A 19,480-nucleotide genomic window follows, 5' to 3' on the forward strand; every position below is an offset into this window, starting at 1 on the left:
GAAGTTACATCAGCAAATATTTGGAATTGGTTTACTCACTGCTGTTATTGTACCTCACCTTTGTAAGAAATGCTATAGCGTCTAACTAGAATAGTTTATCGAAGTAGAGAAAGGGTCCTCATGCTTACCGCTGGAAATTATTTCCTCTGCGCTCCTGGGCACTTATTCTAGGATGCAAAAGTAGTCTTTGTAAGACTACTTTTTTTGCGCCTACATACATCGAATTTTACGGAGTGTGTTTGTGTCTGACCAGTGCTAGTTGCAACATACCCGATCGCACTTTACGGTAATGTCCAGACTACTTGGTTTGGGTGTGGTCATACCCCCTGCTGTGCTTCAATTTCGTTGAGCAACATCTCGTCAGAGTAGGACGTTTCCCATTCGCCCTCAAGCTTGAGCCGCACCGACTTTGCCCCCCCACTGGGCGTACAGACTACCCAGTACGTATCTTCTTGTCCTTTAACCTGAGCCGCATCCTGGTTTTCTGCATTGTGGGAAATCCCAGAATAGGCTTGAATACATACCCAGGTAATGCCGTTGCTATTTGTAATCTCTCGTTCCATGACATCCTGTGAATTACTTTACTTCTGTAAGGTCGGGGACGATCGCCTCTTGATGTTGCTCGATCCAGTCCCAGGCCCATTGAAAGGGTATACCTGCTCCTTGCGCCGCTTGTTCATCTTCGGGGCGATCGCCCACATACAGCGAATTTTGCGGGGTGTGTTTGTGTCTGACCATTGCTAGTTGCAACATACCCGATCGGGGTTTGCGGTAATGTCCAGACCACTTAGTTTGACTGTGGTTATAAACATTGTGACCAGTGACGCGGAAACACTTTTTACCCTCAAAGTCGGGGCAGAAGTAGATTTCTCTCAACTCTGGGAATAACTCAAGCGTGTATTGCTGTTCCTTGATGCACTCTTGCATAGACTTATGACCGGCGGCAACTCCACCTTGGTTGGTGATGCCGACAATTATCCAATCGTCTTTGTAGGCGCCAAGGGCAATCTGGGCACCTTCAATAATGCGTTGATCTTTGGGATGTTGGAAGTATTGTTGTCCGCTGAGCGGTTCACGGAGCGTACCATCCATATCTATTAGTAATAAGCTCATCGTTCCCTAGAAAATTTCCTGTTTTATTAAACATCCTAAGCTGCGATCGATTTCCTCTCCTCTAGCTAATGGAATGTACTGCTAGGGCGATCGACCTATCTTAAAACGAAAGGGGTTGCCTCACCGCCAGAGATACAAATCTCGCCCACCAAAGAATTTAGCCTCACCTCAGTGCTAGCAGAGACAACCCCTTCCTTTGGCCCCTCCTTCCTAAAACCAAGTGGATGATTACCTCAAGTCCGATGCCCCTAGAAGCCCAACAACGGCAACCACCTGTAATTTATTGGCTTCAATCGAGCTTACTCCTTAAAATCCTCATTAAAAATTCTTCCGCTTGAAGATGAAGTCACTCTAGGAAAGTTTGGTCGAGTTGAAATCTACGAGTTCAACTTCTAACTGCATATACCTTAGAGGTGGCATATCTGCATCCTCCTCAGAGTTTAGAAATAAATCTATCTTGAGAAATAACCTCTAATGATTAACTCTAAACTAATTTAAGTAAATATTGTAACTAACAACTTAAAATTTGTTTACAAACAACAATTATTTTTTATAAACCTTTTTGTCAAATTATCAAAGTTCTACTATACTAGAATAGAGAGTATTTTTATATGAATTCTGTAAAAAAAGCCTGACTATTTGAGACAGGTTGTGGTTATATTTCTGAAATACTTTATGGCGTCTACTAATTAACGCTCAGCAGGTAAGGGGTTGCCATTACAGGATTTAAATAAAGCATTTTTTAGGACATTTGTCTTTAGAAATGCACTCAGAGCAAAGGAGTAATGTAGTTCCGAGCGAGTGTTTAAATAGTGCCTAGATAATATGCTGCATCCACAAGAAGATAAAATTTTAGTAGAAACGAGTCCTCTGGCTCCTCTGGCCATTCAGGAAATCCCAGACAATAAGGCATTATCAGAGCCGGTACTTACTACAAACCCGCATCTTAAAATTGCTAAGCGAGATATTCGGAAAAGCCTCAAGGCATTAACTACCGAAGGTGCCTTTGCTACCATCTTTTACAGTATTATTGGCGGCGCGTTGCTTAGTAATTTCTTGCTGGATCTCGGTGCCAGTACAGTAGAAATTGGTCTGCTCGCCTCAATTCCTCAGCTAACCAATTTGCTGCAACCGCTGGGAGCCTATCTGGGAGACCGCCTCAAGAGCCGCCACTGGTATTCCCTGTTGATTTTCGGCTCGTCGCGGCTGCCGTGGTTGCTGATTGTGCCTGGGATTTGGTTGGTGGGCTCATCTCGTATGCAGCCGCGCCAGTTGGTGCTGTTGACATTGGCAATTATCTGCCTGAGTAATTTCATGGAAGCTTTGGGCCGTGCTTCCTTTCTTAGCTGGATGGCTGTGTTAGTACCAGAGCGATTGCGGGGGCGGTATTTTGGCTTTCGCAATAGTGTTGTGACCTTAACCAATCTCATCGGCGTGCCGCTGCTGGGTCTAGCAGTATCGAAGTGGCCGGGTGGTTCGCTCTCTGGCTTCGGTGTGGTCTTGGTTGTGGGAGTTGTGTTCGCAATACTCAGTCTGATCTTTCAGTTCTGGATAACCGATGTCAACCCGCAGCTAGTACACGCCGCCGATTCGGATACAGACCACGGGTCGCCCTTGAAGAAAGTTTTTAGCTTCTTTAAAAATGCCAATTTTTTGAGGTTTCTGCTTTACTCTGGCTTGTGGAGCTTTGCGGTTAACGTCAGCGCTCCCTTCTTTAACCTCTACTTACTGGGGGATCTCAAGCTAGATGTCAGCGTGGTAACGCTCTATAACAGCTTGGGAGCTGGTGCTAACTTGCTGATGCTGATGTTCTGGGGCAGACTGGCTGACCGGATTGGCAATCGTCCACTGATGATAATGGTAGGCATCTTGGTGGCTCTGACGCCTCTACTGTGGCTAGAATCTGGAACTTCTCCCATTTTCCTTTGGGCTTGGTTCCCCTTGTTGCACATACTCGGCGGTGCGACTTGGGCAGCGATCGACTTGTGCAGTGGCAATCTGATGATGTCGGTGACACCGCTACGCAATCAGTCGATTTATTTTGCTGTTGCTGCAGCGGTTCCTGGAATCACTGGGGCGATCGGAATTAGTGTTGGTGGCTTTGTCGCGACTCTGACTGATTTTGGTGGCTTGCCAACGGTGTTTGCTCTCTCAGCCGTCCTGCGGCTGTTTGCCCTCCTGCCCTTGGTGTTTGTTCACGAGCAGCGCTCTGTGCGTGTTAGTGAGCTAATGCGAGTCCTGATCCCAACACTCAAGCGTCAAGCAGGGGCTATTCAAGCAGGACGCACCAGTTTGAAACCATTACCATTAATTGAAGAACTTGAGGATGAAAGTCCACCAGCAAGCTCATCCACTTAGTCTTGAGATGGCGAATTGACGAACCCTCCCCGTAAACGGGGAGGGATTTTTATTCATAGTTCATTGCAATGAACTACTGCGGGGACAAGAACCGCCTTGTGCAATTTCCGAAAATTTAAGTAAAATTTTAAGTATAATTGCTTATCAAACAACTTTTTTACATATCTATCCTAGTGAGGATGTGGGAATAAACGAAATAAGGTTAATTTTTCGGCTTATCCTATGTTAATGTAGCGAATATTACAAAAAACGCTCATGAATCCTCTACTGACAGGATTACTAAACTTGCAAGTAGTAGTTGAAGATTTTCAACCAACTGAGAAAGATTTAGTATTAAAAGTCGAACCAGAGAATAGGGCATTATCAGAGACGGTATTTTCTCCCAAGCCGCCTCAAAAAATTTCCAAGCGAGAAATTCGGACAAGCCTCAAGGCATTAACTACCGAAGGAGGCTTCGCTACAGTCTTTTCCAGTATCATTGGCGGCGCGTTGCTGAGTAATTTCTTACTGGATCTCGGTGCCAGTACAGTAGAAATTGGTTTGCTTGCCTCAATTCCTCAGCTAACCAATTTACTGCAACCGCTGGGAGCCTATCTAGGAGACCGCACGAACAGCCGAAATTGGTATTCCCTGTTGATTTTCGGATCGTCGCGGCTGCTGTGGTTGTTGGTTGTGCCAGGGATTTGGTTGGTCAGCTCATCTCGTATGGCTGGACACCAGTTGGTAGTGTTGACACTGGCAATTATCTGGGTGACTAATATCATGGAAGCTTTGGGGCGTGCTTCCTTTTTTAGCTGGATGGCTGTGTTAGTACCAGAGCGATTGCGGGGGCGGTATTTTGGGTTTCGCAATAGTGTTGTTACGTTAACCAATCTTATCGCTGTGCCGCTTCTGGGCCTAGCAGTATCGAAGTGGCCCGGTGGCTCGCTCTCTGGCTTCGGTGCGGTCTTGGTTCTGGGAATCGTGCTGGGGATAATCAGTCTGGTCGTTCACTTCTGGATGACTGATGTGAATCCAAAGCTTTTACAGGGCAACGATTCGGATACAGACCACCTGTCGCCTTGGGAGACTGTTTTTAGCTTCTTCCAGGATGCCAATTTTTTGAGGTTTCTTGTTTACGGAGGCTTCTGGAGCTTTGCGGTTAACATTAGCGCTCCCTTCTTTAACCTCTACTTGCTGGGGGATCTCCACCTCGATGTCAGTGTTGTAACGCTCTATAACAGCTTGGGAGCTGGTGCTAACTTACTGATGCTGATGTTCTGGGGCAGACTGGCTGACCGGATTGGTAATCGCCCCGTGATGATAATTGTGGGTGTCTTGGTGGCTCTGACGCCTCTACTGTGGTTAGAAGCTGGAACTTCTTCTATTTTCCTTTGGGCTTGGTTCCCCTTGTTGCACATACTCGGCGGTGCGACTTGGGCAGCGATCGACCTGTGCAGTGGCAATCTGATGATGTCGGTGACACCGCTACGCAATCAGTCGATTTATTTTGCTATTGCGGCGGCGGTTCCTGGAATCACTGGGGCGATCGGAATCACTCTTGGTGGCTTTGTCGCGAGTCTGACTGATTTTGGTGGTTTGCCAACGGCGTTTGCTCTCTCAGCCGTCCTGCGGCTGTTTGCCCTCCTGCCCTTGGTGTTTGTTCACGAGCAGCGTTCTGTGCCTGTGGGTCAGCTAATACGCGCCCTATTCCCAGCCAGGCAACCAACGGAATTGATTGAAGCAAAGGAATAGGAATAAATTTATGAACTAGCCCTGGTTGCTTCCCTGAACGATGAGTTTCAAAGGTTCGTCGCCAGCCAGTTGCCTCATACCCTGCTACATTATTTGGATTACCCGATCGACCCTCTAGCACTGCTATTCGATCGCCTAAATCCTTGCCTAATCCGGACTTTCTCCCTGCTGCTGCATCTCATATTCTCGGATAAATTGGGCGATCGCATTTTTCCGATCTTCTGTTAACTCGATCGTTTCACCGAGACTACTCATTCGCTCAACAATCGCGGATGGTTCGACATAGGGTTCGAGCCAGTTAATGTCAAGTTTGTAGCCGATTTTTTGAGTTTCGTTCGACCCATCCTCAGTCACATCTTTTTGCAGCAACTTCTCCAAGAAATCAACTAGCCCTTCGTCATCGTCAATAATCTTTTCAACCCATTGCTTGACTTCCTCTTCTCCTGCCCAACTTTGCCAATAGTGTAAATTTTCAGATAGCTTTGGGGATTGCAGTAGGGAGTTTTGTTGTGCAGCATCTCGCAGCCGCTTCAAGGCTATTCCTTCAAGTTCTTTAAGGTGTTCTACACTCTGGAGCCATTCCTCTGTGGGGATAAATTCCTCTGCTCGATACTTACCTTGTTCCTGACCCAAGGCTGCTACTTCGCGCACAATTATGGATAAGGCGTTACCGTTTGATATTGCGTCTTTCAAGGTTTCAAACCGTGCTTGTTCGTCAATCCGACGCAACAGTTGTGAGATCAGGCGTTCAATTCTAATGTCATTACCAAAATCAAACATTCCATGCGGTTCGTCTTCCGGAGGCAAAAGCTGGTCGCCAACATCAAACAAAGCTTTCACAATTGAAGGAATGCAATCGGTAGGAATTTCTTTTTCAGGGTAATCCTCAAGCCGTTCGAGAAATGCCCGAACTTGCGTCGTGCCATCAGAGCGTTTTTGATGAGCAAGTTCTACAAGATTTTCCCCAAATGCCTTTGCATCTTTTGCCAGGGCAAAAATTGCTTTAATCTCAGCCTCCGAGAATTCATCTTGTGTTAAGACTAAACGGAAGTAGTTGGGAAATATATCTAAGCTGCAAATACGTAATTGCTTGCCCCATATTGACTCGTCTCGGGCAGGGGCATAGGTATTATACCAAACACCTTCTAATTTAGGGAAAAGGTGCAATAGCAGCCGTTTTATTGGTTCTTTATCCTCATATTTAAACTGAGCCAGCCACGAAGAATGAAAATCTTTGATTTCGTCCAATGTCGGAATTAGAGAACCTTCCGCATCCACATTTCCCGCAAAGAATTTAGGATTTTTGCGGATTATGTCATATATCATTGGGCGAAAGGCTCGCAGGGACTCAATAGCAATTAAATCAACTGGGTTCACTTCACCTTTCACCGCTGGGTATGTCACGGTTAACATATTGGTCAGACGAGTAATGTCACGAGGGTTGGTAATAAAGTGATCTATCCCTTGTAAATAAACATTGCCCCAGCGATTTTGATTGAGTAGTGGCTTTGGTGCGTCAGCCAGTATGCCATTGAGTTTTTCAAAAAGTAGCTTGCGGAGTGAGGTTTTATCTGGGAGAGGTAACTCAAAAGAAGCTTGAACAATCTGATTAAGGTAGGTTTCTCCGGGTAAAGGTTGTTTATCGGCGAGGGTTTTGATGACAACTTCTTGATCGAAAACTAGCAAATAGACAACGTTAGTAAAATTCGGAATTGCTTTAATAAGATGAAATAATTGAGTAATCTCCTCAGCGCTGAGCCTGTCAATATCGTCAATCGTTACTACAATTCGCGGATGCTGGTCTCCTAGTGTATCTTCGACTTCTTCTTTTAAGTCAGAAGTTTCCTTTTCTTTATCGTCAAATAATTTTACAAGTGCCTTGCTAGCTTGAGCGTAAGGAATAGGAATTTCAGAAACTGCTTTAGCCAGATTGGTTATTCGACCTAAGAACCCTTTGGGGACAGCTTTAAATTGGCTCAAAACAGCCTGTAATTGACCAATAAAGCGCCTTGTAATGTCTTCGCCCCCAGAAAATAACCAGGGATTAAAAGAGACAATAATAGGTTGCTCGCTCTCTGGCTTTTGCTTGAGATAGTACGTTAAAAAGTTCAATAGTGTCGATTTGCCAAAACCTGAGGAACCGTAAACTGCAATAACGAACCCTTCAGGAAAGTTCATTTGGCAAATACTGTCTGCAAGATGTTTGGCGAAGGGTGCATATCCTAATCGGTCTTGTTTCGGCTCGATTAAGGCGTTATCTGCGGATGGGTCACTAAAATCCTCGGGCAAGATTTCTGAATCGTTCTTTGTTTGAGCCATACAGCCTCTCTCTTTGTTAGCTAAGGTGCTCTTGCCGTTCAACGTTCGTTTTAATTAACACCCCACTGGCGTGCTGAGTTTGGGGTGTTGAATTACGTCCTAATCATGCGATTGCTTATCTTTATAGATGGTAATAGAGTAGCATCAATGAAGCTCTGTTCTTGTCTACTGTTAGATGGATATTAACGTTAAGCTAGGGCCTGTCATTAATTAGATAGGTTGACAAAACAGTCAGAGGGTTAAGCTAGCCAAATGACTGATGCTGCCAGGTAAATCCCACCCAGAAAGTTCTGCGACCGCTTGTAGTAGCGGGTGGCAATGGCTCGATATTGCTTAAGTTTGGCAAAAAAGTTTTCGACTAGATGCCGCGCTTGGTAGAGAAGTCGATCATAGTCATAAGGGTGCTTTCGATTGTTTTTCGAGGGAATCACCACTGAAGATGCCCAGCTCGGTCAAGGGAATTCTTACTCTCAAAGTCAGCATCGTCAGCTTCGCTCGCGCGACAATCGCCTCAGCTTCGGCAGCAGGGGCAGTAACTCCGAGGCTCCCACAAGTGCCGTGGTCTGACCCTCCGTCAAAAAAAGAGATGGGATTACCCGGCGCATCTCTACCACGGCAGGGATTTTCCTACTGAGTCCTCGTCGGCTACGACCGATATCTTCGTCTGCGGCACAGCTAGCTTTGGCTCCGGCACTATGTTGGTGAGCGCGCACCATCGTGGCATCGATAGCTGCATACTCGGTGTCTGCCTAACAGCAGAGCCCTGGGAACAGCCGCTCCCACACCCAAGTCTTCGACCAGCGGCTAAAACGAGTGTGAATGACCCGAAAATCTCCAAAGCGTTCGGGGAGGTTTCTGGAGGGAATTCCAGCTCGAAAGCGATACAGTAACGCTTCGAGGAAGAAACGGTGATCTGTCTTCGGTGAGTCCAACTGTGTCGGGGCGAGCCGGGAGCAGGTGTTCGATAGGTTCCCATTGGTCATCACAAGGAGCGTAGCGCCGTGTCATGGGGTTTTCCTCTTGAGTAAGCGATCCGAACCCTACCCACATTCCCCAGCTTTTGTCAACTCTTTTCATTGATGACACACCCTAGAAACCGGGTTTTTTACCGAGTCTGTGGGCTGTAACGCGTCTTCTGGGCAAAAAACCCGGTTTCTGACCACCCATGCGTCCATGACTAAGCTGTTTAGCATTTAAACTGCGTATTTCAGAGGCTGAAACTCTTTACTGGCTTAGATAGCCTCTGAGATTTAAATGGTGAACAGCCTATATTATTAATGTTTCCGATAATTTCAAAGTTGATTGCACATCAAATATTAAACTTTATCTTCGCTAATTGTTACAACCCACAAGTGGCGGGGCAAATACTACAACAAACTACGGGAAGACTGCTACAAAACAGAAGATGACTCGCAGTGCCAGGTATCGGAAACGTAGAACTGGCGCGGTTTCGTGGTTAAAGCCTCTGTTATAAATCTTCACGAAACTCTGTAACCTTTAGATGTTACACTCTACAAGTCTCGACGCGAGAGAAGAGACTTAACAAGCCACAAGCTAACCCCTTACGTCCTCGGCCTGGGAGGTGACCTTCTGGTGCTTTGGTGTTGAATTTGAGATCTCTATAATCCAACCCGTTACTATTCACACGCCAACCTAACCTATCTAAGAATGCTTCCCATATTTTACTATCAAATTCCCTGGTTCCCCCCAGACTTTGATGAATGCGCTTCTGCACCGAAAAGCCGAAAAGTCCATTACTGTATTTTACCCAAAGTTGGTCTATCGTTCGCAAGTCCTCACAGAGAAATAGATCGATATCTTCCTCCCTCAGCCAGCCTTCACTTGTTCTATCCGCTACTTCCAGCATTTTTTTTATCGTTTCCTGATCTGCTTCTTTCCATTTTTCGCTAGCCAACAGCAGATCAAGTTGACGATAATCAACTCCTTTTGCTGAAATCAATTTTACAGGTTGTGGCGGTGGCTGCGGGTTAGGAATCGTTGGCAAAACACCCCCTATTTGTCCCCAATTACCAAGGGTAGGTTGAGGAAGCATATCCAACCATTTTTCCACCGACTGAGGCCGCTTTGTCTGATCCATTTCCATCCCTTCCATAATTGCCCGATGCACCGCATCGCTAATATTAGGATTAATCTGAAACGGCGGCCTTAAAGGATTATTTAAAGCCCTCAAGAATGCAGCAGTTGGTGGTGTTCTCGTTAACAGATAGTATAGCGTTGCCGCCAGAGCATAAACATCTGTGTACTCAGCAAATCTGCCCATTTCCCCGTACTGTTCGGGAGGCGCAAAACCATGTGTTAATCCAAAAGTCATTTGTTGAGTGCGATCTGGAATAAAACCCCGCGCCAAACCAAAATCAATCAAAACTGCATCTTGATTGTCACGCACCATAATGTTTTGTGGCTTGATATCGCGATGGAGCAAACCTTTTTCGTGAACTACTATTACGGCTTTTCCTACTTGACGGATGTAGTTTAAAGCTTCTGTTTCTGACAGAAGACCGCGCTTTACCACGCATTTACACAAATCTTCTCCTGGCACATATTCCATCGCAATGCAAGGCAAATTATCGTGAATGAAGTAGGTGTCTATTTCCACAATATTGGGATGCCTGCACACAGCTAGTAGTAGCGCCTCATCGCGAAATTTGTCCCGATACCGGGCCAAATCTGGATCGCTCAATAAGTCGTCTTTCAGCGTTTTGATGACAACCCGCTGCCTGTTTTGCGCTTTCTGCGCTAGGTACGTGACCCCAAAGCCGCCCTCACCTAACTTGTCTTCAATGATATACCGATCGCCATTTAACCGCTGCCCCGGTGTCCAAACCATTCTCCTCACCGCCAACCAATATTAATTTTTATCTCGGTCTAGCCTGTATTTTAACTGTATTTTCTAAGTTCGGTTTAGTTCCACGGGCCCAACTTCAGTTCGCCTTCCCGGTGATGGTTGGCTTTTAGTTCGATCGCCCTTTTCCGACATAATTCGATCGACAAATTCGCCACAATTTCATTAAGAATCCTAAATCCCAAAACCTCTTTGTCCAAACAGACCCTTTCTGTGCAAACCTAAAAAACAGCAGACACAATTTTATAAACTCTAATTACAGAACACTCGCAACCAGTTATGCAAACTCTGCCGAACCCCACTAAAACCCTCACTACCGAACCAACCTTCGACACCACCATCAAACGCCGCAAAACCCGTCCCGTCAAAGTCGGTAGCGTCACCATCGGCGGCGGCTACCCCGTCGTAGTTCAGTCGATGATTAACGAAGACACCCTCGACATCGACGGTTCAGTCGCAGGAATTCGGCGCTTGCACGAGATTGGCTGCGAAATCGTCCGCGTCACCGTGCCCAGCATGGCCCACGCCAAAGCATTAGCCGAAATCAAGCAAAAACTGCACGCCACCTACCAACCCGTACCCCTCGTGGCCGATGTCCACCACAACGGCATGAAAATTGCCCTCGAAGTGGCGAAACACGTAGACAAAGTGAGAATTAATCCGGGACTTTACGTGTTCGAGAAGCCGAAAGCCGACAGAACCGAATACACCGACGCCGAATTCGCGGAAATTGGCGAAAAAATCCGCGAAACCCTGGAACCTCTGGTGATTTCCCTGCGCGACCAAGGCAAAGCTTTGCGAATCGGCGTTAATCACGGTTCCCTCGCCGAACGGATGCTGTTTACCTACGGCGACACCCCCGAAGGCATGGTAGAATCGGCCCTGGAATTCATCAAAATTTGCGAATCCCTCGACTTCCGAAATATCGTACTTTCGCTGAAAGCCTCCCGTGCACCCGTGATGGTTGCTGCTTACCGCTTGATGGTGCACCGGATGGACGAACTCGGCATGGATTACCCGCTGCATCTCGGCGTCACGGAAGCAGGAGACGGCGAATACGGCCGCATCAAATCCACCGCAGGCCTGGCACCTTTGTTAGCTGACGGTATCGGTGACACCATCCGCGTCTCGCTGACAGAGGCCCCAGAAAAGGAGATTCCCGTTTGCTACAGCATTCTGCAAGCCTTGGGACTGCGGAAAACGATGGTTGAGTATGTCGCTTGTCCTTCCTGCGGTCGCACTTTGTTTAATTTAGAGGAAGTGTTACACCAAGTGAGAGAGGCGACGAAGCATCTCACGGGTTTGGATATAGCAGTAATGGGCTGTATTGTCAATGGCCCGGGAGAAATGGCTGATGCTGATTACGGCTACGTCGGGAAGCAACCGGGTTATATCTCGCTGTACCGGGGCCGGGAAGAAATTAAGAAAGTGCCAGAAGACCGAGGCGTGGCAGAATTGATTGACTTGATTAAATCGGACGATCGCTGGGTCGATCCTTAGCCCCTGAAGAACAGGCTTTCCGGCCTGTTCCACAAAACATCAAGTTTATTGTGGGGTTGGCTTCTAGCCCGTCAGGAACAGGCTTTCCGGCCTGTTCCACAAAATATCAAGTTTCTTGTGGGCCGTTGCTCCTAGCCCGCCCTGAATAGAAGTCGGCAAAGTGGAATAATATATGTACGCCAAACGCGAGCCGGCCTTGCCTGTGTTAGATTGAGCGTAATTATTCTGAACTCTTTTCCTCCCGCGCGTCAGACAAATGGTTATAACAAAACGAGGGCTTGTTCTAAGTGCAGCAGCAGTGGTACTCACTGCTGTAACTCTTGCGAACACTGGTTGCAGTTCTAAATCTCTGGCTTCTTTTCGGGGAAGCCCTAAAGAGTTAGTTGATGAAGTTTGGCAGATTATTGACAAAAGTTATGTGGATGGCACTTTTAACCAGGTTGACTGGAAAGCGGTGCGGAATGATTATTTGAACCGGACTTATACCAGCGACGAGGAAGCTTACAAAGCAATTCGGGAAATGCTGAAGAAGCTGGACGATCCTTATACGCGGTTTATGGACCCTCAAGAGTTCAGAAATATGCAGGTTGAAACTTCTGGGGAACTGACAGGAGTTGGGATTCAGTTGACTCAAGATGAGCAAACCAAAAAGTTGGTGGTGATTTCGCCGATCGAAGATACCCCTGCTTTTACTGCTGGTATTCTAGCAAAAGATATCATTACTAAGATTGATGGCAAGAGCACAGAAGGCATGGATACGAATCAAGCGGTAAGTTTGATTCGCGGCCAGGCGAATACTGAGGTGACGCTGACGATTTTGCGGGGAACCAAGGAATTAGACTTTAAGCTCAAACGCGCTAAAATAGAAATTCATCCAGTGCGGAAGTCAGTGCAGAAAACCCCGATCGGAGAAGTCGGCTATATTCGCTTAAATCAGTTCAGTGCGAATGCTGCATCGGAAATGCGATCGGCAATTAAGGATTTGGAACAGAAAAAGGTGACGGGCTATATTTTAGACTTGCGTTCCAATCCCGGCGGGTTGCTGTACGGAAGTATTGAAATTGCTCGGATGTGGCTCAAAGAAGGTACGATCGTCTCCACGGTCGATCGAGTCGGTGAGGCCGATAAACAAACGGCAAATAAGGCAGAGCTCACAGACAAACCGTTAGTTGTACTGGTAGACGGCGGTTCAGCAAGTGCTAGCGAGATTCTATCCGGTGCTTTGCAAGACAACAAACGCGCGGTTTTGGTGGGAACAAAGACGTTTGGTAAAGGTTTAGTTCAGTCAGTACGCGGCGTGGGAAATGGTGCCGGTTTGGCGGTGACAATTGCCAAGTATTTTACTCCCAACGGCACTGATATCAACCACGCCGGGATTGAACCGGATTTTAAGGTAGAACTCACCGACGCTCAAAAACAGGAATTGAGGCGCGATCGCGATAAAATTGCTACGAAGGCCGATCCGCAGTACGCGAAAGCTATGGAAGTTTTGACACAGCAAGTTACTGGTAAAACAGGGAACAATAAGGCGGAGTCGAAACCAAATGCTGCGCCACCTAAGCCGCATGCAGCGCAAGCGAAACCGAGTGCAGCACCTTCTAAATCTAAGTAGAAAACCTGTGTAGGGTTTCAGTTAAAAAAAAGCATTCGGGGGAAGATTTACGGCTAAAAGCCAAAATTTTAAACTCGAATGCTTCGTTATTTTTTGCACTGTGGCATTGCGAGTCATCTCAAATCTGGTAGCATCGTCGGGCGTAAAATCCAGTCAGCAGTCAACCACGGACGGTGCAATCGGAATGGATCTAATTCATCTGCGTTAATCTGTGTTTATCTGCCTGTATCGGCGGTAAAAAAAAGATAATTTATTCGCTGCAGATGACAATCGATTGACACTGATTCACGCAGATGAAGAGAAGAAATATGAATAATTCCGATGCTAAAAGATTTGATATCACGTTAGCTTTCGCGATTCAGAGGAAAGCAATCGCAATCCGTCATTGTGGCTGGCATTTGCCGGCGCGAATTAATCCGATGCGGCGTGCGATGGCATCTTCAGGCGAATCGTAAGGACCCCACTTTTCAATAATACTAGGGTTTTGTTCTTCGAGTTGCGCCAACGGCAAAATTTCGCAATTACCCGCAGGACGTTTGACAATATAAAATTTGGGTGTTTCTGTCATAGCTAAATTCGTCAAATAAAAGCTGGATACTAACTAGGCAATTGGCTCATTATATCAAATAGGCAAACAGCACTACCCTGCCCAAGGCGTGTCTTAGCGTTAAACTCGCAGTCCGACAATAGTTGAAAACCCTGCCGGACTGCGGATTTAACCGCATGGAATTAATAAGAATTAAAAAAAACTAACACTTTCGGAAGATGCCACAATATTTATCTATTATCAAAATATAGACATTTGTCTAAACAGGGCATTAAACCATTTCAGAAGTGGCGAAATATTCTAATCAATACCAAAAAAACCATGCAATTTTTGCCCAAAACAATCCCCGAAATTCAATCAGAAATCCTACCAGTTAACGAATCACCGCCAGAACTTGTTACTTTCGATGTCGGCGGGATGAAATGTGCCGGCTGCGCGAAAGCTGTGGAACGCCAACTCATGCAGTATTCAGGCGTAATTTCAGCTTGCGTTAATTTGGCCGTAGAAGTCGCGACGGTTGAGTGTCAACCGGGGGCTGTCGATGCAGAAGCTTTAGCGAAAAAGTTGACTGATAATGGATTTCCCTCTCAGTCTCGTTCTGGTGAGAATCAGCAGGAAGCAGAAGCGGCAACAATTGAACGGCGGGGGCAAGAAATTCGACAGCAAATCAAGCAATTGACGATCGCCCTTATCCTAATTATTCTATCCGGTTTAGGTCACGTACTCGGCACAAAAGCCCCAATTCTCAGCAATATTTGGTTTCACTGGGGACTCGCCACCCTAGCTTTGCTGCTACCGGGTCGCCCGATTATCGTTGATGGGTGCCGCAGTTTGTGGCGAAATGCACCCAACATGAATACTTTGGTAGCTTTAGGCGCTGTTACAGCTTACACCGCTAGCAACGCGGCGCTGCTGTTTCCACGGATGGGATGGGAGTGCTTTTTTGACGAACCGGTGATGCTGCTGGGCTTTATTTTGTTGGGCAAAACTCTCGAACAGCAAGCCAGACGACGCGCTGCATCAGCTTTACAAGCTTTAATTGCATTGCAACCGGCGAAAGCCCGCTTAGTTGATTTTAAACTTTCGAGTTTAGATTGGCGATCGGAAGAATTGCCTTTAAATTCGACATCAGAGGTATACAATCCACAATACATTGAAATTCCAGCCGATCGCGTCCGAGTCGGAGAATGGCTGCAAGTTTTGCCAGGGGAAAAGATACCGGTAGACGGCGAAATTTGCGAAGGCAAAACAACGATAGATGAGTCGATGCTGACTGGCGAATCAATGCCGGTTTTGAAGCAACCAGGAGATACAGTTGCGGCGGGAACTATCAATAAATCCGGGGCAGTTGTGATGCGCGCAACTCGCACCGGTAAGGAAACAACTGTAGCTCAAATGGTGGCTTTGGTGCAGGCAGCCCAAACTCGCAAAGCGCCGATTCAAAATTTAGCTGATACTGTCGCGGGATATTTTGTATATGGGGTGATGGCGATATCGGTTTTAACTTTCCTATTTTGGTATTTTGCCGGCACTCATATTTGGCCTTCTGTGCTTTTAGGACACGGGGCAATGAATATGGGACACGGGGCAATGAATATGGGAAATGAATTGCCAATTATCCATTATCAATCGCCTTTGCTCTTAAGTTTGAAATTGGCGATCGCAGTTTTAGTCATCGCTTGTCCTTGCGCTTTGGGACTGGCTACCCCCACTGCAATTTTAGTCGGTTCTGGCATCGGGGCGGAGCGCGGGCTTTTAATTCGCGGTGGTGATGTTTTAGAACGGGTGCATCAATTAGATACGGTGGTTTTTGACAAGACTGGCACTCTGACAACGGGAAATCTCACACTCACAGATTATTTGCCGATTTTCCAGAATTCGGAGTGGGATTTGAACTCAGATATTAATGTTGGCAACAAACAAGATGTTTGTTCCACAATTGATGGGGTTTCTGGCAACAAACAAGATGTTTGTTCCACAATTGATGGAGTTTCTGGCAACAGGCAAGATGCCTGTTCCACAATTGACTCAAAACTGCTGCAAATTGCGGCGGCGGTGGAAAGGGGCGCTTGTCATCCCATCGCCGCAGCGATTTTGCTGGAAGCTCAACAACAAGGTTTGCCGCTGCTAGCTGCTGAGGATTTCTACACAGAACCGGGCTTGGGGGTTTCTGCTTTGGTGGAGGGCCGGCGGGTGTTCGCGGGGAATGCTGAGTGGATGAAGGATCAGGGGGTCGCTGTGGCGACGCAATTGTCGGGGTCTTTGCAAGGCAAAACGGCGGTTTACGTGGCTTCTGAGGGCGTTTTGCTGGGGGTAATCGGGCTAAAAGATACTCTGAGGCCGGATGCTAAGGCGGCGGTGGAACGTTTGCGGGGCATGGGATTGCGGGTGATGATGCTGACGGGGGATACGCCGTCTGCGGCGGCGGCGACGGCGCAGCAGCTAGATTTGACGGCGGCTGATGTTTTGGCCGGGGTGCGGCCGGAGGGGAAGGCTCGGGCGATCGCGACTTTGCAAGCCCAAGGCTGTAAAGTGGCTGTGGTGGGGGATGGTATCAATGACGCCCCGGCTTTGGCTCAAGCTGATGTCGGTATCGGTTTGCACTGCGGTACTGATGTAGCAGTTGAAACTGCTCAAATTGTGCTGATGCGAAATGCTTTGATGGATGTTGTTGAGTCGATCGAGCTGGGGCGCGCTACTTTTAATAAGATTCGCCAAAATTTATTTTGGGCTTTTGGTTACAATACTCTGGGAATTCCGGTAGCCGCGGGTATCTTGCTGCCGGCAACCGGAATTCTACTCAGTCCTGCGGCGGCCGGAGCATTTATGGCGTTTAGTTCTGTTAGCGTGGTTACAAATTCTTTGTTTTTGCGCCGGGGATTTCGAGCTTAAATTTAGGGATTGCATATAAAAGTCGGAGGCCATCGGTCATTAGCTAGAAACTAATGACTAATGACCTCATCCCAAGACGGATACAAGCCCCCCACACCAGGAGTCGAGAGCAAAGAAGTTTCGATGTTAGTTCGAGGCCCCAGATTTATCTGTGGAGTCACTCTAAAATCTAAAATGTAAAATCAACTGACTGATGGCTACAGTGCCATACTTTCCAAAAGTCGCCAGTTATTGTTGTTCATAATTGAACGACTCACTAGCTCGAACATTTGACGGCAGTGGTTGTTGGTTTGCAGGGGCAGTTCTTCGTTTTTAATCACGAAGTTCATGCGAACCTCTGAGTCGCTAGCCGTGTTTTTCTCAATTAGGACTTCTGCTGTGACAAGTTTGGCAATCGAAACTTGACCTGGGAGCTCGCGAGCCATGACGGAATCTCCTGTATTGTAGATAATATCAAGATTGCATGACTCTAAAATTTCAATCAGGGATTGACGGAGACGGTCGATCGGAACGGCAACGATAAAAAAACCAGTATAGCGAGCCATAGACAACTCCAGCCGTGAGGCATTTAGACTTTATTATCATACCGAACCTAGAACAGATCCACAGAACAATATAGATTTATTTTATTGAGATGGGAATTTAGGGCAATGAAGGGCAAACTTATCGTGTTTGAGGGGGTTGAAGGTGCGGGTAAAACTACGCAAATGCAGCGCTTGATACAGTTTCTGCAAGCAAGTTGCTTTCTGAGTGTCCGCTTGGTGGCTACTCGCGAACCGGGGGGTACTGAGCTGGGAAGGGGACTACGACATTTGTTGCTGAAACAAGATGGGGGCGAATCTGTATCCGATCGAGCAGAATTACTCATGTACGCGGCCGATCGCGCTCAGCACGTCGAAACTTTTCTCAAACCCGAGTTATCTAAGGGAACGATTGTTTTATGCGATCGCTTTACTGACTCTACGATTGCTTATCAGGGCTACGGCCGCGGTCTTAACTTAAATTTAATTAAGCAGTTGAATGACATTGCCACCGGCGGCTTGGAAAGCGATCTGACTTTGTGGCTGGATATTAATGTGGAAGCGGGTTTAGCGAGGGTAAGGGCCCGGGGAGGGTGCGATCGGATCGAGCAAGCTGATTTGAAGTTTCACCACCTTGTGCAGCAAGGTTTTGCGGAGTTAGCCGAGGAAAATAAATCTCGAATTGTCCGGATAAATGCCGATCGGCCTGAATATGAAGTCGCTCAGGAAATTCAAGCTATTGTAACTCGCCGATTAGAAGCTTGGGGATATTTAAATAATACCAATTCTCAAAAATAGCGCTAGATAATGTGTAGAGACACGGCAATTTCCTGTCCGGCTCCGGCAACTTATAATTTAACATTATTAGCTCAAAACACTTATTTAGAAGTCCCTTAAACCACAATAACTTTTTGGTATTATAGCAACCGCGCCCGACAGTTAGAATATTCTTAATTACTGCTGAAACCCTAGATTTTCTTCCTTCTTCCTTCTGCCTTTTTCCTTCTTCCTTCTGCCTGACAAAATATGGATTATTTCACATCATTAATCGGACAAGAGCGACCAGTAGAATTGCTAACACAAGCAGTCGAGCGCAACCGAATTGCTCCTGGTTATTTATTTGTCGGATCTAACGGCATCGGCAAAAGTTTAGCTGCTCAGTCTTTCATCGAGCTTTTATTCTCAGCCAATCTTCCGGAAACCCGATTAATAGCCTCCGTGCAAAATCGCGTGCGGCAGCGAAATCATCCAGACTTACTTTGGGTAGAACCAACTTACATGAACCAAGGCAAACGGCTGTCGCCAAAGGAAGCAGAGGAAGCCGGTTTAAAGCGGAAAGCACCGCCACAAATTCGCTTAGAACAAGTTCGAGAAATCGGTGAATTTCTCAGCCGACCGCCGTTGGAAGCTGGGCGTTCAGTCGTAGTTTTGGAACAAGCAGAAACAATGGGCGAGGGAGCCGCTAACGGCTTGTTGAAAACATTGGAAGAACCTGGAAAAGCAGCGCTAATCTTAATTGCTCCGACTGTGGAAGTTTTGTTGCCCACTTTGATTTCCCGTTGCCAAAAAATCCAGTTTTCTAGGCTGAATCCCGAAGCAATGGCACAAGTTTTGCAGCAAGCCGGATTCGCAGAGATTTTGGATCATTCCGAGGTACTGGGGATGGCTCAAGGCAGTCCTGGGGAGGCAATTTCTATTTGGCAGCAACTGCAATCAATACCCGATGATTTACTGCAAAAGGTGAAGCAGTTGCCTCAAAATCTGCGGTCTGCTTTGGAATTGGCCAAGGAAATTGATAAAACTTTAGATACTGAATCTCAGTTGTGGTTAATCGATTATTTACAACACTGTTACTGGCAGCAATTTTTGGCAGGGGGAATTAGTCGATCGCCATTAGAGCCCTTAGAAAAAGCGCGGCAATATTTGCTAAACTACGTACAGCCGCGATTAGTTTGGGAATGCACACTAATGGGAATATGTCAAGCATAATTTATTGCCAAGTTTTATCCCAATACGATGAG

The 19,480-nt window shown here is 46.7% G+C and carries 14 protein-coding genes and 1 pseudogene; 7 read left to right on the forward strand and 8 right to left on the reverse strand.

Annotation, left to right across the window (positions count from 1 at the left end):
* Positions 1–317: 317 nt before the first annotated feature.
* Positions 318–563, reverse strand: a complete 246-nt coding sequence (locus QUA04_RS15055) for a hypothetical protein (protein ID WP_333258142.1) — start codon at positions 561–563, stop codon at positions 318–320.
* Positions 564–576: 13 nt separating this feature from the next.
* Positions 577–1,113, reverse strand: a complete 537-nt coding sequence (locus QUA04_RS15060) for an HAD hydrolase-like protein (RefSeq protein WP_333258143.1) — start codon at positions 1,111–1,113, stop codon at positions 577–579.
* An 825-nt stretch (positions 1,114–1,938) separates the two neighbouring features.
* Here QUA04_RS15060 and QUA04_RS15065 point away from each other — a divergent pair.
* Together QUA04_RS15065 and QUA04_RS15070 are read left to right on the forward strand one after the other, a co-directional pair.
* A complete protein-coding gene (locus QUA04_RS15065) occupies positions 1,939–3,471 on the forward strand; it encodes an MFS transporter (protein WP_333258144.1) in 1,533 nt (510 codons plus the stop codon).
* 255 nt (positions 3,472–3,726) lie between these two features.
* Positions 3,727–5,205 carry an MFS transporter gene (locus QUA04_RS15070; RefSeq protein ID WP_333258145.1) on the forward strand — a complete coding sequence of 493 codons (1,479 nt, stop codon included), beginning with the start codon at positions 3,727–3,729 and terminating at the stop codon, positions 5,203–5,205.
* A 147-nt stretch (positions 5,206–5,352) separates the two neighbouring features.
* On the opposite strand, the gene QUA04_RS15075 is transcribed toward QUA04_RS15070, so the two are convergent.
* The 4 genes and pseudogenes from QUA04_RS15075 to QUA04_RS15090 all read right to left on the reverse strand — a co-directional run bounded on the left by QUA04_RS15075 (position 5,353) and on the right by QUA04_RS15090 (position 10,587).
* A complete protein-coding gene (locus QUA04_RS15075) occupies positions 5,353–7,524 on the reverse strand; it encodes a P-loop NTPase fold protein (RefSeq protein ID WP_333258146.1) in 2,172 nt (723 codons plus the stop codon).
* Positions 7,525–7,763: 239 nt separating this feature from the next.
* Positions 7,764–8,532, reverse strand: a pseudogene (locus tag QUA04_RS15080) (IS5 family transposase).
* A gap of 496 nt (positions 8,533–9,028) precedes the next feature.
* A complete protein-coding gene (locus QUA04_RS15085; RefSeq protein WP_333258147.1) occupies positions 9,029–10,372 on the reverse strand; it encodes a serine/threonine-protein kinase in 1,344 nt (447 codons plus the stop codon).
* A 74-nt stretch (positions 10,373–10,446) separates the two neighbouring features.
* Complete coding sequence (locus QUA04_RS15090; RefSeq protein ID WP_333258148.1) at positions 10,447–10,587, reverse strand: hypothetical protein; 141 nt, start codon at positions 10,585–10,587, stop codon at positions 10,447–10,449.
* Between the two features lie 79 nt (positions 10,588–10,666).
* Between QUA04_RS15090 and ispG the strand changes: the two genes are divergently transcribed.
* Together ispG and ctpC are read left to right on the forward strand one after the other, a co-directional pair.
* Complete coding sequence (gene ispG, locus QUA04_RS15095; protein ID WP_333258149.1) at positions 10,667–11,887, forward strand: (E)-4-hydroxy-3-methylbut-2-enyl-diphosphate synthase; 1,221 nt, start codon at positions 10,667–10,669, stop codon at positions 11,885–11,887.
* A gap of 256 nt (positions 11,888–12,143) precedes the next feature.
* A complete protein-coding gene (gene ctpC, locus QUA04_RS15100; RefSeq protein ID WP_333258150.1) occupies positions 12,144–13,499 on the forward strand; it encodes a carboxyl-terminal processing protease CtpC in 1,356 nt (451 codons plus the stop codon).
* 382 nt (positions 13,500–13,881) lie between these two features.
* On the opposite strand, the gene QUA04_RS15105 is transcribed toward ctpC, so the two are convergent.
* The gene (locus tag QUA04_RS15105; RefSeq protein WP_333258151.1) at positions 13,882–14,067 is read right to left on the reverse strand and encodes a DDE transposase family protein; all 186 of its coding nucleotides are present in this window, start codon (positions 14,065–14,067) and stop codon (positions 13,882–13,884) included.
* A 300-nt stretch (positions 14,068–14,367) separates the two neighbouring features.
* Between QUA04_RS15105 and QUA04_RS15110 the strand changes: the two genes are divergently transcribed.
* The gene (locus tag QUA04_RS15110; RefSeq protein ID WP_333258152.1) at positions 14,368–16,938 is read left to right on the forward strand and encodes a heavy metal translocating P-type ATPase; all 2,571 of its coding nucleotides are present in this window, start codon (positions 14,368–14,370) and stop codon (positions 16,936–16,938) included.
* Positions 16,939–17,135: 197 nt separating this feature from the next.
* On the opposite strand, the gene QUA04_RS15115 is transcribed toward QUA04_RS15110, so the two are convergent.
* Entirely contained in the window at positions 17,136–17,483 is a 348-nt protein-coding gene (locus tag QUA04_RS15115; protein WP_190659999.1) for a hypothetical protein, read from the reverse strand.
* 105 nt (positions 17,484–17,588) lie between these two features.
* Between QUA04_RS15115 and tmk the strand changes: the two genes are divergently transcribed.
* A complete protein-coding gene (tmk, locus tag QUA04_RS15120) occupies positions 17,589–18,257 on the forward strand; it encodes a dTMP kinase (RefSeq protein WP_333258153.1) in 669 nt (222 codons plus the stop codon).
* A gap of 228 nt (positions 18,258–18,485) precedes the next feature.
* Positions 18,486–19,448: a DNA polymerase III subunit delta' gene (locus tag QUA04_RS15125; protein ID WP_333179779.1), complete on the forward strand. Its 963-nt coding sequence runs from the start codon at positions 18,486–18,488 to the stop codon at positions 19,446–19,448.
* The last annotated feature ends 32 nt before the right edge of the window (positions 19,449–19,480 follow it).

The sequence above is a fragment of the Microcoleus sp. S13_C5 genome, assembly GCF_036700845.1.
Lineage (GTDB): Bacteria > Cyanobacteriota > Cyanobacteriia > Cyanobacteriales > Microcoleaceae > Microcoleus.